This is a genomic window from Dictyobacter halimunensis (genome assembly GCF_036245075.1).
Window position 1 is genome coordinate 1,719,704 of record NZ_BSRI01000001.1, and the last position, 18,001, is coordinate 1,737,704.

Here is an 18,001-nt window from a genome sequence, read left to right on the forward strand (position 1 = left end):
CGATGCACCACTATCCAAATACCTTTTCTTTTAAGAATGAAGTTTGCGGGGCGCTGAGCGCCTCGCAAACTTCATTCTTAAGGTATACCTTTTGTCCACTTATAGATATAAATGGGGCCGAATAGGCACAATTGTATCTCCCGGCTCAACCCCTTTACTGATCGCGGTATCTAGAGCGGAAAACATGGCGCGTGCGATATCGGCCGTATCAACCTCGACACTGGCCATCTGCTTGGTGCGGCCGAACAGAATTGGCGAACCAGCATTGGCGTACGTGACAATTTTGATGTCTTTTCCAATCTCTACACCCAGTTCCTCCAGCGCCACCAGAGCTCCTGAAGTAAGCATGTCGTCAGAGATGTAGAGCCCATCGGGCCTGTGTCCGTTAAAGGTGGCAAATATTTCGCGCGCCAGCAGATATCCTTGCTCCTGGTAGATCATTGTTCGCACAGGAGTAGGCGGCAGATTAGCCACGCGGAAAAATTCAGGATACAACTGCATCGGCAGGTCCGCGGCTACCTGCTTAAGAGAATCCAACACGATTAACTCGTAATTGGTGGGGGGTCCATTGGGGACAGCGACCCAGCAGCCTATCTTCTTACACCCCTGCTGCATTAACGTTTGCATCGCCAGTCGCGCCGCTTCCTGCTGATCAATCTGCACCATAATATCGCCCCCACCCGCGAAAACAACATGTGGAGTAGTTATGAGCTTCTTTACACCATCAATGCGTGCGCTTAAACCGATCAGAAGACAACCATCGGATTGCGGCGAATTGAGGAGCGCAAGATATTCATCTGGCAGGTTTTCACCGGGCGCTAGACAGAGAAAATGAAAGCGATATTGCTCATTTTTGAAGGCTGCATTCTGTTCCGCTTCCTGCAGAAGCTTAACCCATAATAAAGACCAGAAAGGCGATTGACCAACATTGGTCATGTTGGAAACATTGAAGATGATGTGGATGGTACGCTGATAGATGACATCGGCGACAAAAATACCCTGGCGCTCTTTGCGACAGAGAATCTTTTCACCTTCCAGCAAATCTAAGGCGGCGGTCAGGGTAGCGCTGGACGTTTGCAGCCGTACACAAAGTTCCCGAATGGTCGGCAACTGGGTGCCCGCACCCTGTGCCAGAGCCAGGGCGCGCAGATCTTTACTAATGCGCTCGACTTTGGCATTTGCTCTTTTCGTCATCGACTGACGCAGTTGCCTGGGCGTTACAATCTGTATCGCGTCCGTATTGGTAATACGTTTTTCTATCTGCATATCGCTCTCATATTTTCACTTTAGCTCTTGCGGGCTGTGGCTGTGTCCTAAAACAATAATAAATTTAATGACCTCCTCTGTCAAGAGCTCTACAATATACACACCCGCATGTCGTATATATACTTCGGCCAAACCCTACTCATTATATCAACGGCAATTCACACCAAAAATACCTGACAAAATGGGTAACACGCCCTGTTCTTGTTCTAAAACAGAAACAGGAAGTAGTACTCCACAGTCGTATGTGAGTGGGTGCGACAGGGGTACGGACGTGCCCCTGTCGCACCCACTCACATACGACTGCGCGGACACATTCACAAATCCTTTGTATGTTGGTGTGCCTGGGGACGCGCATGCACCCCTATCACACCCACTCACATATAACTGTACGGACGCGTGTGCGGACACGTTCACAAATCCTTTGTATGTTGGTGCCTGGGGGCGCGGATGCGCCCCCAGGCACCAACATACAAAACAAAGTGCGGCCGCGCAGCGGACGCCCGTGTGGGGGCGCTCACGTGTCCCACACTGATCAATACATCCATATAGGCGCTCAAGCCTGAGCGCCTATATGGATATCAAACCACTCCATCGTTCTTTCCCAGGCCAGGTAGTATTGGCCCGGCTTTTCAGCCCCTGCATGCCAGCTGGCGGGCAGGCGCATAAATTCAACCGGCGCCTTGCCAATCGTCTTGAGCACTACATAGAACTGCTCGGATTGCCCAATGGGACAGCGCAGATCGCTCTCACCGTGCACAATCAGCGTAGGCGTGGTCACATTGGCAGCCGAAGAAAGGGGCGAGCGCTCTCGATAGTAATCCTGATACTCCGGGTCCCATGGATATCCTTTGGATTGCCAGGTCAGCCAGAAACCGAGGTCGGATGTGCCTACAAAGCTCGACAGGTCAGAGACGCTCGCCGTGGGCACGGCCGCCTTGAAGCGATCGCTATGACCAACGATAAACATGGTCATGTAGCCGCCGTAACTGGTTCCCATGACACCCAACCGCTCAGGATCGATCCCGCCACGCTTGATGCACTTATCGACGCCCAGCATGATATCCTGAAAATCTTTCCCGCCCCAGTCTCCCAGGCTCCCATTCAGAAATTCCTCGCCATAGCCGGTGCTTCCATGCGGATTACAATAGAAGACGGCATACCCGCGCGCGGCCAGGCACTGACTTAAAGGGTCTATGGCATTGCCGATGCCGTAAGCCCCGTTGGGACCCCCATGGATGCGTACAATCATGGGATAACGCTCTCCAGCATGGGCATCCAGAGGCCGTATCAACCATCCTTCAATCTCATCGTTCTGCGCACCCACGTACGTCACCCGCTCAACCGGTGACCAGCGTCTCTCAGAGATCCATTGATCATAGAGCCGGGTTAGACGCCTCGCCTCTCCACCTTCCCCAGATGAGAGTGGAAGACAATAGAGTTCCCATGGCTGCTCGCTCGTCTCCTTCGCATACAATATCTTCTGTTCATCCGGGAGCAACGCAATATAGCGAATAATCTCTGTTCCCTGCGTCATCTGTGTCATTGAGCGCCAGACAACACCCAATCGATAGATATGCGCGCAGCCTGACGCTGAGGCTAGAAAATAGATGCTCTGTCCATCACTGCTCCACTGAGGACGATACGGTCCGGGAACGCCGAAGGTGCTCCCCACGGTAATATCAGCATCGTAAGCGAAATCTGGACTGATGCATAGGGTGCGATCACCGACGTTTCCCTGTCGCGTCACCAGGTAGAGACGGGATAGCTTCAGACTGCTGAAAGCTCTCTGTTCCGCCGCAACCACAACTGCTGACTTACCATCAGGTGACCAGGCATACGTTGAAATTGCTAGATTGCTGTCTGTCAGGCGACGGGCTTCGCCGCTCTCGGCATTAATTGCCCATAGGTTGGAGTCAAAGAATTCCTCTTGTTCGTCTAACTCGCGCAGAACGCCGATCTCATGCCCATCGGGCGCCCACTGTGGCTGGGAGTACGTGTAATCACCCGCAGTCAGGCGACGTATGCTGGCTGGATCGATATCAGAGACGCTGTTTTCGGGCGCGGGCATCACAAACAGGTGACTGACACGATCAAACAGGCCAACCCCATCTAACCTGTACCAGAGCCGGTTGATAGTACGTGGACGCAGACGCTGCTGTCCGGCCAGCTTTTTTTTGCTCTCTTCATTCAATGAGAGGCGACCCAGCAATACATCGTCTTCAACATCTGGCGTCGTGGCGGCTGTAAAAGCGATCTGTTTTCCATCCGGCGACCAGGCGGCCTCATCTACCCCGTAAAACAGATTGGTCAGCCGCCGGGCCTCTCCCCCTTCAGTATCAATGGCCCATAATTGATTGCCGTTCTCACGGTTGGATTTAAAGAGAAGAAGCCTGCTATCAGGGGACCAGGCGGGGTGACTATCGTTTTTGAGTCCGCTGGTCAGCTGCCGTGGCTCCGCTAGCGCTTCGCCATGCTCATCCAATGACAGGAGAAATATGCCGCTGCTATTGTCGTTTTTCTCTTTATCCTGGCCGCTCATCACAAAGGCTACACGCCTACCATCTGGCGAGAGCGCGATCTCGCCCATATTTTTTACAGACCACACATCCTCCATCGTCCATTTATGTGGCGTCTTCATTAAAAATGCCTTTCATTTATCTACCAACCTATGGAATTCAAAAATCTGGCTTTTTCTTTATACCTGATGCATACCCCTTATATTAAGGACATGTACAGCAAATTATTGTCAAGAAACGCAAACAGGCTGATAGCTACCAACCGTTACGCGGCACGTAGCGGTTGATAACTATCAGCCTGTTCACTATTGAACTATGGTACCCGGCTCTCGCGATTCTCGGCCACATCTGTGCCGGTAACCTCTACCAGGTTCTCGGGTTCCGGCATCTGCTCGATGCGACCAAGCAAGAACAGGAAACAGAGAATACCAAGAATCAAGATGGCACCGGCCACCAGGAAGTTGGCGGCAAACGATTTGGTGTATTGCAGAATATAGCCAGCCACGATGGGTGCCGCAATACCCGCCAGATTTCCTAGCAGATTCATAATTCCACCGACCGAACCCACCGTTCCTTTGGGAGCAATCAGAGAAGGGATGCTCCAGGCAACGGGGGCGGCGAAGGCCAGTCCACCGAGGGCGATGCTGATCCAGATGGTAGCGACAATCGCGTTAGTGGTAAAGGCGGCCCCGATCACGGCCAGTCCCAGCAACATGCCAATCGTGACGATGGTACGCCTTACTTTGGTGTTGTCGTGGCCTTGCGCGATCAATCTATCGACCAGCACACCACCGATAAAGATATCGGTTAACGTAGCGATAAACCAGGGAATGATTGTGTACCAGCCACTTTTCAGGACCGACATGTGTAGCGTCTTCTGCAAGTAACCGGGCAGCCAGGTCAAGAACAGATAGAACGAATAGTTATAGGCGGCAAACCCTAGCGCTAATCCCCACACCTTTTTCTGTCTGAAGAGGTAGGAATACGTGGCCCAGCCACTGGCTTTCGGTACGACTCTTTCCTCTTGTGCGCCACCTTCTTTAATATAGCTGGCTTCCTCCAGTGACAATTGCTTCGCCTCGCTGGGATCACGATAGAGCAGCCAGAAGGCGATGCCATACACCAGGCTAATCACACCCGTTAGATAAAACGCGGATTGCCAGCCATAGGCGCTGACGACAAACGCGATCAATGGCGCGCCGATAACCGAGGAGAATTTGGCTGCGGCATCAAAGGCCGAGGTGGCCAGTCCGCGCTCCTTGATAGGAAACCAGTAGCCGGTGGCTTTAGATGAGCCAGGAAAGGCTGGTGCCTCGCCAACACCCAACAGTAACCGACACAGTAGAATCAGCCCAAATCCGCTTACCAGGGCGGTTAAAAACGTGGCGACGGTCCAGATGATAACGCCAATACGGTTCATCCATTTGACACCGAAGCGATCCAGCCACGCCCCAACCGGCAACTGCAATACAGCATAGGAGATTAAGAAAGAAGATAATATATATCCAACCTGCGCATCAGTGAGATGAAATTCTTTTTGTAGACTGACACTGGTCACCGAAAGGTTGACGCGGTCAAGGTAATTGATGACGATGCCAATACCCAGTAAGATCGCCATCCACCAGCGCATATTGCCAACGCGATTCTGCATGATAGGCCTCCATTGTTCTATCCTTGTTAGATTCAGATTCCCTCCTAATATTAATTACTATTGGTTACACGTTTGTAAGAAGAAATAGTATTTCATTGGAGCAGAAGTGCCAGGTCAGACGTATGTTGTCCTCCTGCGGCCTGCTGCTGCTGCACCCGTGCGGGACACTCACGCACGAACCTCCTTCAGCATGTGATATACTATATTTACAGAGCTTCATATATTTGTCTTTTGTCAAGTAACACTTTCTCTCTATGGCAAAACAAGACTCAAACGATACGCCTTTGTACTTCCACCTTGTAGGCCCCACACGTAAGTCATACCACTAATCAGCATTCCTGAATCGATAGGAACGCCACTTATAGTTCTTTGCCGCTTATAGAATGAAGGGATGGATTGAATGCATGATCTGCCAATTCTGGTGAATATTACAGTTGCTTTGGTTGCGGCTTTTGCCGGTGGTATCGTTGCTCGCCTTTTAAAACTGCCACCGATGGTTGGGTATCTGTTAGGGGGTGTGGCGATCGGTCCCTTTACACCAGGTTATACCGGCAATACCAATACTATTCAGCAGTTGGCTGAGATGGGTATTGCCTTTTTGATGTTTGGCGTTGGTCTGCATTTTTCCCTCCACGATTTATGGGCGGTGCGCCGCATAGCATTTCCTGGTGCGCTGCTCCAGCTTGCCATTCTCGCTCCCGTGGTCATACTTGTGACCCTATTATGGGGCTGGTCCTTTCCCAGCGCCCTCATCGTTGGCCTGGCGGTCCCAATTGCGACCAGTACCGTGGTCATGCTGCGCAATTTGATGGACCAGGGACTGCTCAATACCTCGCATGGGAAAGCCGTCATTGGCTGGTTGGTATTGGAAGACTTAATTACGGTATTGATACTGGTACTCGTACCTACCCTCTCATCCCATAGTTCTGGACCGATCTGGCAGACGATTGGAATAGCCTTGCTGAAGGCGGCCGCCTTTGCCGCGATTATGTTGATTGCGGGTACGCGTTTGATTCCTGTCCTGCTCCGTCGCATCTCGCTAACCGCTTCACGAGAGATATTTATTGTGGCGATCGTGCTGGTGGCGTTGGGAACGGCGATCGCGGCTTCAGCCTTCTTTGGAGTCTCGCTGGCGCTGGGCGCCTTCTTGGCCGGAGCGGTCATCAATGAAACAACCCTGAGCCAGCAGGTCGAGAGCGAGATTCTACCGTTCCGCGAAACCTTTACGGTGCTCTTCTTTGTGTCAATCGGCATGCTGGTCAACCCTGTCCAGCTGATCGGACATTTACCCGAGATTGCCATCCTGGCGGTTATTGTTATCGCGGGCAAGTACATCCTGACCATGCTGATGGGTATTGTCCTGAAGTGGCCGGAGCGCACGACGCTGGTTCTGGCGGCGGGACGTGGCCAGATCGGCGAGTTCGCCTTCATTCTGGGAGAAACCGGCGTGGCGGTAGGCTTGCTGGCCGAGGAGCAGTATTCGATCCTCCTGGCCGCGGCGATTGCGTCGATTATTGTGAATCCCTTTGTCTTCCGAACGTTGCCCGCGACCGAGAAAGCGCTGCACAGATTTCCTACCCTCCTGGCACGCATGCAGCAGCAGCCAGAACAGCAAGCGGCCGATAGTGCCACCTATCATGATCACGTGGTGATCGTTGGCTTTGGGCGTGTGGGTGAGCACATCATTAATGTATTGGGGCAGTTGCAGGTGCCGCGCCTGGTGGTGGACCTTAACGTGCAGCGCATCAACAAGCTAAATCAAAAGCAGATTCCGACCCTCTATGGTGACGTGGCTAATTCTGACATTCTGGCCCATGCTCGGGTAGATAAAGCACAAGCCGTAGTCATAACGATTCCTGATGAGACGGCGGCCGAGATCGCGATTATGAATATCCGTCGTATCTCACCTGATGTGCCAATTATTGTGCGTGCGACGACACAGGCGGGGTTGCATCAGCTGGTGGTTCGTGGCGCCACGGCCGTCATTCAACCAGAATTGGAGGGCGGCCTGGAAATTGTCAGCCGAACCTTATCGGCCCTGGATTTTCCTCGCGAGCAGATCGATGAGTATACAGATTGCGTGCGTAACGATCTCTACGATACTGCCAGATTGACTCCCGAGGAACAACAGGCGCTTGAACAGATAGCGGCACGGCGAACAAGTAAGGCGTAATTGCCGTACGCTCATAACCTCTACGCAATTGTTGGGTAAGCTACCCATTTGCCGATCATGGCTTCTCTTATGTGATAAAAGGGCTATGATCGGTTGAGTATGCGCCTTGACAATAATCAAATCACAAGCATAAGATGAAGTATTGCATCTTCTTTCATATCATCAGCCTCCACATAGTAGCCCATTCTGCAATGTAAAGGACAAACGATAGATGGTTATGAAAATCTACAATACTCTGACCAGGCGAGTTGAAGAGATAGTCACCCTGGAACCTGGCATCGTCAAAATGTATTCTTGCGGCCCCACTGTCTATCGCAATATCCATATCGGCAATCTGCGTACCTTTACTATGGCCGATTGGCTACGCCGCGCCTTTGAGTACCGTGGCTACCAGGTACTGCACGTGAAAAATATCACGGATGTCGGCCACATGCGCCAGGAGATGCTGGACCGGGGCGAGGACAAGATCATTGCGCAAGCCCGTAAGGAAGGGAAAACCTCGGCCCAGATCGCTCAATTCTATACCCAATCGTTCCTTGAGGATGAAGCCAGCCTGCATATCCTGCCCGCCCATGTTTTTCCACGCGCCACCCAGCATGTGCCGGAGATGATCGCCATTGTTCAGCGCCTGCTGGAAAAAGGACTGGCCTATGAGGCGGGAGGCAACGTTTACTACGATACGCAGAAGTTCAGGGATTATGGCAAGCTCTCGGGCAACGAGGTGGAGAATATGGTGGCGGCCAATAGCGAAGCCATCGATCCTCATCGCCACCATCAAGAGGATTTCGCGCTCTGGAAACTGGCCGAAGCGGGACGCGAGATGGCCTGGGAGAGTCCATGGGGACGCGGTTTTCCCGGCTGGCATATCGAGTGTAGCGCGATGTCGATGAAATATCTGGGCGAGCACTTCGATATCCATACCGGCGGCGTGGATAATATTTTTCCCCATCATGAAGATGAGATCGCGCAGAGCGAAGGCTACTCCGGCGGTCCCTTTGTCAATTATTGGATTCACGCCCAGCACCTGCTGGCCGATGGTCAGAAGATGGCCAAGTCGACCGGCAATGCCTATATCCGCACCGAGATTGAGCAGCGGGGATTTGATCCACTGGCCCTGCGCATGTTCTATACGACCGCGAGCTATCGCAGCCGCCTGAACTTTACGTTCCGCGCGCTGCAGGCGTCTCAGACCACGCTGACACGTCTGCGCACCCTGGCCTATCACCTGTTCTTGCAGGCCGACCAGGCTCTGTTGAGCGATCACCAGCGTCCCGCTCATACGCATTGGGATGATGAGTTCCTGCAGGCGATTGAGAATGATTTGAATCTGCCGCGCGCAATGTCGATCATCTGGCGTCTGCTGCGCTCCACTGAGGATGATCCCACAACCAGGTTGAGCCTGCTGCTGGATTTTGATCGCATCCTGGGCTTTGATCTCTATACCTATCTATTTAGCGAGGCGCCACGACAGGAGCGCGATCCGGCTTTCTCGCTTTCGCTGCTGGCCAACAACGTGAAGGCGACGGTGCTACAGCGCGACCAGTTACGCCAGCAGAGAGAGTACGCCCGTGCCGACCAGTTGCGACAGGAGGTTAATCAGGCGGGCTATGCGCTGCGCGATACACGGACGGGTACGCAGGTCCTGCCGCGCCGTCTGGAGGATGAGTTCCACGTTCTCTCCAGTTCACGCGATGTGCCCGACGAGAGCCTGCAACCGGATCTCTACGATTTTTCTATCAACCTGATAGCCCACAACAATCGGGCGGACCTGGAGCGCTGCATTCAGAGTATCTGTCAGCATGCCAGTGATCAGAAGATTGAGATCGTGATCATCGAGAATGGCTCGACCGATGATACGCTGGCCTATCTCCAGCACCTGACCCGCCAGCAGGCTCTAATCGACCGCAAAGATCAATCAGTGACCATCACGGTGCTTTTTGTCGATCATAATATGGGCTTCGGCGCCGGAAGAAACGTGACGCTGCGGGCCAGCCGTGGCAAGTATATCGTTCTGCTAGACACCTCGATTGAACTTAAAGCAGCGATCTGGCCGCTGCTGCGCCATACGCTGGACGATCCACAGGTGGGGCTGGCCGGACCCTATGGTCTGGTAACCACGGACCTGCGCGAGTTCGAGAAGGCTGCGGGACCCGCCGTAGATGCGATTGAGGGCTACCTGATGGCGTTCCGCCGCTCTCTGCTACACGAGGTCGGCTGGTTCAATGAGAAGTTTCGCTTCTATCGCCTGGCCGATGTCTATTATAGCTTTATGTTTAAGACCTCCGGCTACCAGGTCGTGACGATCCTGCAATTACAGGAGCAGATCATCAAGCATCCCCATCGTGAGTGGTACAGCCTCAACGAGGAGGAGCAGCGCACGAAAAGTAAGAAGAACTACGATATCTTTCGTACGCGCTGGCACCATGGTCAGAGCCTGCTGACCGCGAACTATCAGCCAGAGCAGCGCTGGTTCGGCCACGATCATCCCTATCACCTGGAAGGAGACCATACCCATTCCGCTGAGGAACTTCCGGCCCCGGGCACAATGCATAGCCACAAACACCAGCACTGGCCCGACCACGACCACGAGCATCCCCATTATCACACGTATAAATAATGGGTACATGCTCCTCGTCTGGACCACCTCGCGCGGCGGGCGGCCCAAACAACCGTGAATTCGTAGGCTACAGGCGCAGGGTGAAGCCGGACTCCTCCCTGGCTTTGCTGAAGATCTCTTCGTCCAGAACCAGACCAAAACCGGGCGTGGCGGGCACGTGGACCTTCCCTTCCTGGAGGCTATAACCGGGGGCACTCAGGCCGGGCGTGGTAGCCTCGTCCCATTCGAGATAGAGAAAGTTTTGAATGGCTCCCGCCAGGTGGGCTCCGACATAGTTGCCGTAATGGGTACCATAGTGATGGGGGGCGACACGCGCGCCCCAGCGATCAAGCTGGCTACCGGTGGCGAGCCAGGAGGTAAAGCCATGGCTGAAGAGATCATACTGGATCACGTCGACCAGTCCGATGCGCGCCCATTCCAGCAGGTGGGGATCGGCGGCCCCTTCACCGTCGCTGATCAAAACCGGGAGTTGCCGGTCCTCCAGCCATTCACGCAGATCCTCATATAAAATGGCGTCTTCGTGGAAGGGTTCTTCGATCCAGAAAATGGTGTCTTGCGCCGTTTCCTGCAAAACACGTTTGAGAATATTCAAGTTGTAGCCGTTATTGGCATCGATCATGATTGGCAGGTCCGGCCCGATCTCCTTCCGCACCGCGTGTATGACGGCGATGTCACGCCGGGTACCCTGCTCCAGGGGCATATGCCGCGCTCCGCGTCCGATCTTGATCTTAAAGGCGCGGTGCCCGCGTTCATATCCCTCGCGTGCCTCACGGGCGATCAATTGTGCCGCCTCGCTATCATCGGCAATCTGCAGATCATCCATATACAGCGAGGTATCATAACAGAGAACACGCAGTGGTTCATTCACCCTGGCGCCCGTGACAGCGGCGGCCAGGGCATACACCGGTTGCCGTTGGCGCTGCCCCACCAGGTCCCAAAGCGCATAGTCAAAGGCCTGCCATGCGATGGCGGTCCCGTGTCGGGCATCAAACACATCGTTCACCCGGCGGCCCAGCAAGGCCGCGGCCTGCTCTTCGTCAGCATGGCACAGGCCAAAGCCACGAGCCCCATCTTCAGTGGTCAGACGAACTAATGGTACACGCACACGGCTCCCATGAGCTCCCAGACGTGCATTATTCCCGACCATCCTGGGACGTTCTCCCTCCAATGAACCCCATTCAATCGCTGCGATGCGTGGATTTTCCATGTGAATGCCCTCCCAGACTTCAAAACAGTATCTGTGCTGCCTGTAATGCCATATAGTTACAACCACAGCTTACCATATCAGGCCGTCGTTCATTTCCTACCTTCTATTATGAGCCATGATCAGAAACAGGCGCCACCTGCACCATATCACCGCCTGGCAAGCAATGCATAGTCCGGGCTGATGTATCACTAAATGGTTGTTAAAGGTGTACTGGATTGGCTGTTGCCTCACCTCACTCAACCTATCTATACTCGCTGTAACGATACTTCAGCTTGCTAGAAGATCTACTTCTCGGGAGGATTCTCAGATACCATGACCGTAACCATACGCACACTATATGACTCAGACCTGGATGCGGCAGACGCAGTGCAGATGGCCGCCTATAACATTCCCAATAGCAGGAAGAGCGCACTCCAGACATACCTGCGCCTGCAGCCTGATGGGTGGATGCTGGCTTTGCAGGACAACGAACCGGTGGGATTGGGTGGATTGGTCGATTACGGTCCCTTTGCCTACCTGGGCATGATGTCGGTCTTACCGGCGGCCCAGGGCAAAGGGATAGGCAAACAACTGGTGAGCCATCTACTGAGGTGGGCCATAGATAGGCAGTGTCCCGCGATCCTACTCGATGCGACGCCTGCCGGCTCCTATCTCTATAAGTCTTTCGATTTTGTGGAGATCGACAGAAGCCAGCATTGGCGACGCCTGGACATTGATAAGATGATTCTGCCCTCCCAGGCCAACGATGCTGTGACAGCCATTAGCGCCAATGACCTGCCCGCCCTGGCGGCATTTGATACTCCCTACTTTGGCGCGTCACGCATCCATGTACTTGAAGCGATGCTTGGCCAATATCCTCAGCGCGCATTCGCTGTATGGGATAAAGCCGACCGGGTCAATGGCTATCTGTTCGCTCAGGAGAGGAGTATCGGCCCCTGGGTCGCGCGTACTATGGAGGATGCGGAACATCTGCTGGCGGCGGCGCTGAAACTGCCATTTATAGGGAATGCTATATCAGTAAATGTATCCTCGATCACCAATCAGGATGCGATCCAATTATTGGAGCGCTATGGTTTTAAGCTCCAACGTACGCTCAGCCATATGCGAAGGGGAAGGGCCGTGGAACGCGATCTGCGAAATATATATGGACAGACCGCCTTCGCGCTTGGATAGGCGTTCCCTACCGAACAGGTTGCATCATGCAAGTATAATATGATAGCCCCAGGGTAATACTTTCGCTCGTAGCCGTATGTGACGATAGTAAATAGGTATGACGTCAGGTTGTCGGACATCATCAATAGGTGCCCATATATGGTAGTTGTCAGGCTAGCGCATTGGAGTTCAGAGGCTATGAAAAAGCTGGGACATTATTTCGCCCTTTCTTCGTTGTGTGTATGCACCCTGGCAACTAATCTGGTCGCCTGTGGTCCCTCAACAGTCGTCCACCATTTTCCGAGGCACCTATCTGCCAGCCTGAACCACGCTATCAAGGCTACCGACGGTTTTAGTCCGCATAGCGGGGATGGCTATACGATTAACTATCCCGATGGCTGGCAGTTCGGTACCAATCCCAATATCGGCAATTATACAGGCGACTTTTTCACGGACCCTACGGGGAGCTATATCTTCCATGTCTACCCCAGCCAGGATCAAAGCTCGGCCGCAACGATCCTGAATCAGTTTATGACCGGTGATATCCATAGCCGCCTGCAGCCAATTGCTCCTACGATTACGGTTAACGGCATCGTCTGGCAACAGGGGAAGGCCTTGACCACTGATCCAGTAACGGGCAAGCCGATCGAAAAAATTGGCTGGGTGACGAGGAATACGGTCAACCCGCAGCGTATCCCCTATTTCGTGCTGCACGCCGATGGTGATCCCGCTGCTTTCGATCAGTATACCAATACATACTTCCTGCCTATGTTGCGCTCCTTTCAGTTTACTCAGTAGCGCACACACCATTTCTCGCCTGGGATAAAGGCATGCCATCCCGGGTATAAAGATGTTTATCAGTTACTATCTCAACAAGATTAGAAATCTTAAAGCTCATTTTAGGAAATGATTAAAATTCCCGCGATGCTGCAAAAATATGTATCCCTTTCCATTTACGTATCCGTATAATACTCAGAACGGAGAAACAAATAAAAGCTTCTCCAGATTGAATAATCTTTTAATAACCGAATGCTATTCTCATAAGTGAAGAAAAAGGAGAAACAACATATGTTTGCTGCTACAACTCTTGCTCTTGGCGCTATTGATGCTACTGGTATTATCTGGTGGCTGGTGGTTGGTCTGATCGCTGGTGCCCTGGCTGGCCTGGTCATGCGCGGCGGTGGTTATGGTATCGTCGGCGACATCATCGTTGGTCTGGTTGGCGCCCTGGTTGGCGGTTTCCTGGCTAGCTTGATTGGCCTGGGTAGCAGTGGCTTGATCGGTACGATCATCATCGCGTTCATCGGCGCCTGTGTCTTCATCGCTATTCTGCGTGCCGTTAGTGGTGGCGCCCGCCGCGTATAACTTACGCTGCAATATTCAGAACTACCAAAAGCGGAGAGCTACGGGACTGCAAGTCCCGTAGCTCTCCGCTTTTGGTAGTTCTCCTCCTATTTTTCCCAGCGCAGGGAGCGTTCAACGGCGCGCTTCCAGTTGTTGTAGTTGTGGTCACGCTGATCCTGGCTCATCTTTGGCTCGAAGGTGCGATCGACGGCCCAGTATTTGGAAACCTCCTGCATACTACCCCAGAAGCCAACGGCCAGACCCGCCAGGTAGGCCGCCCCTAAGGCGGTAGTCTCGGCGACCTGGGGACGCTGCACCGGCACGCCCAGGATGTCAGCCTGAAATTGCATGAGCAGGTTGTTGGCGACGGCCCCACCATCTACACGCAGGGTCTTGAGATGGGTACCGCTATCAGCGATCATGGCTTCGAGTACATCACGGGTCTGATAGCACATCGATTCCAGCGTGGCGCGCGCGACGTGCCCGATAGTTGAGCCACGTGTCAGGCCCACAATGGTGCCACGGGCATAGGGATCCCAGTGGGGAGCCCCCAGACCCACGAAAGCCGGTACCAGATATACACCACCATTATCTTCTTCCGTCGCGGCCAGGGCCTCGACCTCAACACTACTCTGGATAGCCCGCAAGCCATCACGCAGCCATTGGACCGCCGCACCGGTTACAAAGATACTACCTTCCAGGGCATAGGTGATATCCGCGTGCCTGGGGTCTCCCAGGCCCCAGGCGATGGTTGTCAGCAAACCGTTCTTCGATGGAACATCTCTGGAACCGGTGTTCATTAACATAAAGCTACCGGTGCCGTAGGTGTTCTTGGCCATGCCAACTTCATAACAGGCCTGCCCAAAGGTTGCCGCCTGCTGGTCACCGGCGATACCGGCCATTTTGATCGGACCCCCAAAGAACTCAGGATCGGTCTCACCGTAGATGGTACTGGAAGGCATGACGGTCGGCAACATGGAACGTGGCACGCCAAGCTCCTTGAGCAACACATCATCCCATTCGCCGGTATGAATGTTAAACATCAGGGTGCGCGATGCGTTGGTATAGTCGGTGACATGAATGCGACCTTTGGAGAGTCGCCACTGTAAGAAGGTATCAACGGTTCCAAAGAGCAGCTCGCCACGCTCAGCCTTGTCGCGCGCGCCCTCAACATTGTCGAGAATCCACTTCACTTTGGTGCCAGAAAAATAAGCATCGGTCACCAGGCCCGTGCGTTCTCGGATCTCTTTGTCGAAGCCTTTGGCTGTAAGCTCATCGCAAATCGGGGCGGTCAGGCGGCTCTGCCATACAATAGCATTAAAGACTGGCTTCCCCGTAGCTTTCTCCCATACCAGAGCGGTCTCACGCTGGTTGGTAATACCTAAAGCCGCGATATCGGCCGCGGAGGCGCCAACTTTCTTCATCACCTCCTGAGCAACTGCCAGCTGACTGGACCAGATAGCCTCAGGATCGTGCTCTACCAATCCAGGAGCGGGATAGATCTGGGGAAATTCCTGCTGCGCCACGCCTACAATGGCTCCATCATGGTCGAAAATAATCGCGCGCGAACTGGTTGTGCCTTGATCCAATGCTAAAATGTACTTTGCCATCTAACCCTTCTTTCTCAAGAACATCTCTCTCAACAACAACGTAGCAATAAGCGCAGGCAGCGGTGTCTCCGCTTACCTAATAAAATAACTGTACTTCCACTTAATTGATAAAAGTAGGTAAGATCTACTATCAATCTCTATGCTAGCATTGATCAGTGTATACCAGATAGAGAAGGAAACGCATTTGTACATTATATGCCCTGAAAAGCTTCCTTAGCTACGCGAAGCATCCTACATGGGCGGCCGCTGGCGCGGCCACCCGGTTTGTTTTGTGTTGGTGCATGGCGGCGCGAAGGCTCACATATGCACCAACGCAAAGCTGGCTGTTGATCATCATGGAACCGAAAACGTAGACATGCAGCAGGAGCGCGTTTGCGCTCCTGCTGCACTATAGGGGACAAACGCAGCCGTTAATCTACGGAGAAGGAGAGAGCAGGTCCAAAGACCTCGTAGTGGATATGCTCCATGGGATGGCCCTGACGCAGCAGAGTTGAGATCATGACCTGCATGAAGGGACGCGGACCGCATACATAGACTTCTGCATTGCCAGGAATATGCTGCTCAAGCCAGGCGGCATTGATGCGCCCGATATAGGAACAGCGCCGCTGCTCAACGTCTTCTTCAGTCCCATTTTCGTAAAAAATGGTGCTGGACACTGTGGGAGCCCCCTCTGCGAGTTGCTTGAGGTCATCAGCAAAGGCATGGAAGTGATGATCGCGCACCGCGTAGGCCAGTTGTACTTCACGATCCGGCTGCTGCTCAGCTACAGTGCGCAACATGCTCATGATCGGAGTAATACCAACGCCTCCGGCGAGCAACGCGACCGGGTTGGTCAGCGTGGTATCCAGCGTAAACACTCCCGCTGGCGCACTGACCAGCAATGTATCTCCAGCACGGACATGATAATGTATATATGATGAGACAAGGCCAGCCCGCTGTAGCTCTCGACTGGTATCCTCGAACTTGACCGCGATACGATAGGTATGGTGAGAGCCGGGCACGTCGCAGAGGCTATACTGACGCAGATGCTCAAAACCATCCTTCTCAATTTTAACCGTTACATATTGTCCGGGAAGGTAATCCTCAATAATGGGTTGTCCATCGGCGGCCTCAAGTTCCAGGGCAACAATATCCTCGGCTACCTGTTGCCGGCTTTTGACGGTAAAGGGACGGAAACCAGCCCAGCCGCCACGGCACTGCTCCTCTTCCTGATATATCTGCTGCTCAAGCTGAATAAAAGCGTCCGAGATCATCGTGTAAGCCTTCTTCCAGGCAGAGAGAAGCTCGGGTGTCACCACATCACCCAATACATCCTGAATGGCCAGTGTCAGGTATTTGCCCACGATCGGATAATGCTCTGGCTTCACACCCAGACTACAATGCTTGTTAGCGATATGCTTAACCGCAGGCAGAATCGCAGTCAGGTCGTCAATATTGGCGGCCGCCGCGTATACCGAGGTGGCCAGCGCCTGCTGTTGTAAACCGTCGCGTTGATTGGAGTGGTTAAAAATGTTGAGCAGTTCGGGATGGGCTTCAAACATCTTCGCGTAAAAGCGCGTTGTGATTTCGCTGCCATGTTCCTGTAACGCCGGAACCAGCGATTTTACTATGCCTATTGTCGGTGTATCCATGATCATCTACAATTATCTCCTTACAGGATCATTATTTATCAGATTCGTTTCTAAAGTAGTAGGCAAGTGCCTGCCAAAAGATGTATATTAAATACATCTTTAATATACACTGCAATGAAGAAAAATGCAACCTGCAAAAAAGACAGAAGGAGATGCTCTATGCGTTTAACACAATATACCGACTATGCCTTACGCACCCTGATGTATCTCGCGAACCTGCCTGAGGGCCACCTATCGAACATTCAGGAAATCACAACGGCCTACAATATTTCAAACAATCACCTGGTAAAGGTGGTACATCAGCTGGGAAAGTTGGGCTATATCGAGACGTTACGTGGACGTGGTGGCGGCATCCGGCTGGCCCAGGTGCCGCAGGAGATCAATATAGGTCAGTTAGTGCGGCAGACCGAGGAGGATTTCTACCTGGTAGAATGCTTCAATGCAGATAAAAATCACTGCTTTATCACGCCCGAGTGCCAGCTACGTTCCGTCTTCGCGGAAGCGACGCAGGCCTTCCTGGCAGTTCTCGATAGCTACACCCTGGCTGATATCGCTCGTAATCAACTACTGGCTCAACACATTATCCAGATCGAGCCAACCCGGCGTAAACCGGCCTCCAGTCAGGCGGATGCACTATAAATAACACCGAACCAACAACTAAAAGTCGCCATCATCTCACCGGATTTGCATATATCTTTACAACTCTTTTACAAACAACTTAATCATTTCTGATAGAAGCATTCTATACTCCTATTCAGGTACCTGAAGGGCTTTCTCCTGATTTTGATTGGGGAAGCCTGTTTTGAGTTCCACTAATCATCAACAAAAGGATGT

Annotated in this window: 12 protein-coding genes; 6 read left to right on the forward strand and 6 right to left on the reverse strand. The window is 52.9% G+C overall.

Annotation, left to right across the window (positions count from 1 at the left end; genetic code table 11):
- Nucleotides 1-99: 99 nt before the first annotated feature.
- From AABA21_RS06860 to AABA21_RS06870, 3 genes are all read right to left on the reverse strand, one after another.
- Nucleotides 100-1,266, reverse strand: coding sequence for a substrate-binding domain-containing protein (locus AABA21_RS06860; RefSeq protein WP_338248238.1), 1,167 nt, complete (start codon nt 1,264-1,266; stop codon nt 100-102).
- 553 nt (nt 1,267-1,819) lie between these two features.
- Nucleotides 1,820-3,904, reverse strand: coding sequence for a S9 family peptidase (locus AABA21_RS06865; RefSeq protein WP_338248239.1), 2,085 nt, complete (start codon nt 3,902-3,904; stop codon nt 1,820-1,822).
- Between the two features lie 191 nt (nt 3,905-4,095).
- Nucleotides 4,096-5,433 (reverse strand): MFS transporter, encoded by a 1,338-nt coding sequence (locus AABA21_RS06870; RefSeq protein WP_338248240.1) that lies wholly within the window; start codon nt 5,431-5,433, stop codon nt 4,096-4,098.
- Nucleotides 5,434-5,833: 400 nt separating this feature from the next.
- On the opposite strand from AABA21_RS06870, the gene AABA21_RS06875 reads away from it, so the two are divergent.
- The gene (locus AABA21_RS06875) at nt 5,834-7,606 is read left to right on the forward strand and encodes a cation:proton antiporter (RefSeq protein ID WP_338248241.1); all 1,773 of its coding nucleotides are present in this window, start codon (nt 5,834-5,836) and stop codon (nt 7,604-7,606) included.
- Between the two features lie 211 nt (nt 7,607-7,817).
- Nucleotides 7,818-10,223 (forward strand): cysteine--tRNA ligase, encoded by a 2,406-nt coding sequence (gene cysS, locus AABA21_RS06880; RefSeq protein ID WP_338248242.1) that lies wholly within the window; start codon nt 7,818-7,820, stop codon nt 10,221-10,223.
- A gap of 67 nt (nt 10,224-10,290) precedes the next feature.
- Here the strand turns inward: cysS and AABA21_RS06885 are convergent, their stop codons facing one another.
- Nucleotides 10,291-11,430 carry a mandelate racemase/muconate lactonizing enzyme family protein gene (locus tag AABA21_RS06885; protein WP_338248243.1) on the reverse strand — a complete coding sequence of 380 codons (1,140 nt, stop codon included), beginning with the start codon at nt 11,428-11,430 and terminating at the stop codon, nt 10,291-10,293.
- A 312-nt stretch (nt 11,431-11,742) separates the two neighbouring features.
- Between AABA21_RS06885 and AABA21_RS06890 the strand changes: the two genes are divergently transcribed.
- From AABA21_RS06890 to AABA21_RS06900, 3 genes are all read left to right on the forward strand, one after another.
- The gene (locus AABA21_RS06890) at nt 11,743-12,603 is read left to right on the forward strand and encodes a GNAT family N-acetyltransferase (RefSeq protein WP_338248244.1); all 861 of its coding nucleotides are present in this window, start codon (nt 11,743-11,745) and stop codon (nt 12,601-12,603) included.
- Between the two features lie 177 nt (nt 12,604-12,780).
- On the forward strand, nt 12,781-13,380 hold the full coding sequence (locus AABA21_RS06895; RefSeq protein ID WP_338248245.1) for a hypothetical protein: 600 nt from the start codon (nt 12,781-12,783) through the stop codon (nt 13,378-13,380).
- A 270-nt stretch (nt 13,381-13,650) separates the two neighbouring features.
- A complete protein-coding gene (locus tag AABA21_RS06900) occupies nt 13,651-13,947 on the forward strand; it encodes a GlsB/YeaQ/YmgE family stress response membrane protein (protein ID WP_338248246.1) in 297 nt (98 codons plus the stop codon).
- A gap of 86 nt (nt 13,948-14,033) precedes the next feature.
- On the opposite strand, the gene glpK is transcribed toward AABA21_RS06900, so the two are convergent.
- A complete protein-coding gene (gene glpK, locus AABA21_RS06905) occupies nt 14,034-15,536 on the reverse strand; it encodes a glycerol kinase GlpK (RefSeq protein WP_338248247.1) in 1,503 nt (500 codons plus the stop codon).
- 410 nt (nt 15,537-15,946) lie between these two features.
- Nucleotides 15,947-17,173: an NO-inducible flavohemoprotein gene (gene hmpA, locus AABA21_RS06910; protein WP_338248248.1), complete on the reverse strand. Its 1,227-nt coding sequence runs from the start codon at nt 17,171-17,173 to the stop codon at nt 15,947-15,949.
- Nucleotides 17,174-17,326: 153 nt separating this feature from the next.
- On the opposite strand from hmpA, the gene AABA21_RS06915 reads away from it, so the two are divergent.
- Complete coding sequence (locus AABA21_RS06915) at nt 17,327-17,806, forward strand: Rrf2 family transcriptional regulator (RefSeq protein WP_338248249.1); 480 nt, start codon at nt 17,327-17,329, stop codon at nt 17,804-17,806.
- Nucleotides 17,807-18,001: the final 195 nt, after the last annotated feature.

Bases quoted from the DNA above. Each gene is read 5' to 3' on its own strand.
- AABA21_RS06860 (WP_338248238.1), bottom strand. From the start codon at position 1,266: ATGCAGATAGAAAAACGTATTACCAATACGGACGCGATACAGATTGTA.
- AABA21_RS06865 (WP_338248239.1), bottom strand. From the start codon at position 3,904: ATGAAGACGCCACATAAATGGACGATGGAGGATGTGTGGTCTGTAAAA.
- AABA21_RS06870 (WP_338248240.1), bottom strand. From the start codon at position 5,433: ATGCAGAATCGCGTTGGCAATATGCGCTGGTGGATGGCGATCTTACTG.
- AABA21_RS06875 (WP_338248241.1), top strand. From the start codon at position 5,834: ATGCATGATCTGCCAATTCTGGTGAATATTACAGTTGCTTTGGTTGCG.
- cysS (WP_338248242.1), top strand. From the start codon at position 7,818: ATGGTTATGAAAATCTACAATACTCTGACCAGGCGAGTTGAAGAGATA.
- AABA21_RS06885 (WP_338248243.1), bottom strand. From the start codon at position 11,430: ATGGAAAATCCACGCATCGCAGCGATTGAATGGGGTTCATTGGAGGGA.
- AABA21_RS06890 (WP_338248244.1), top strand. From the start codon at position 11,743: ATGACCGTAACCATACGCACACTATATGACTCAGACCTGGATGCGGCA.
- AABA21_RS06895 (WP_338248245.1), top strand. From the start codon at position 12,781: ATGAAAAAGCTGGGACATTATTTCGCCCTTTCTTCGTTGTGTGTATGC.
- AABA21_RS06900 (WP_338248246.1), top strand. From the start codon at position 13,651: ATGTTTGCTGCTACAACTCTTGCTCTTGGCGCTATTGATGCTACTGGT.
- glpK (WP_338248247.1), bottom strand. From the start codon at position 15,536: ATGGCAAAGTACATTTTAGCATTGGATCAAGGCACAACCAGTTCGCGC.
- hmpA (WP_338248248.1), bottom strand. From the start codon at position 17,173: ATGATCATGGATACACCGACAATAGGCATAGTAAAATCGCTGGTTCCG.
- AABA21_RS06915 (WP_338248249.1), top strand. From the start codon at position 17,327: ATGCGTTTAACACAATATACCGACTATGCCTTACGCACCCTGATGTAT.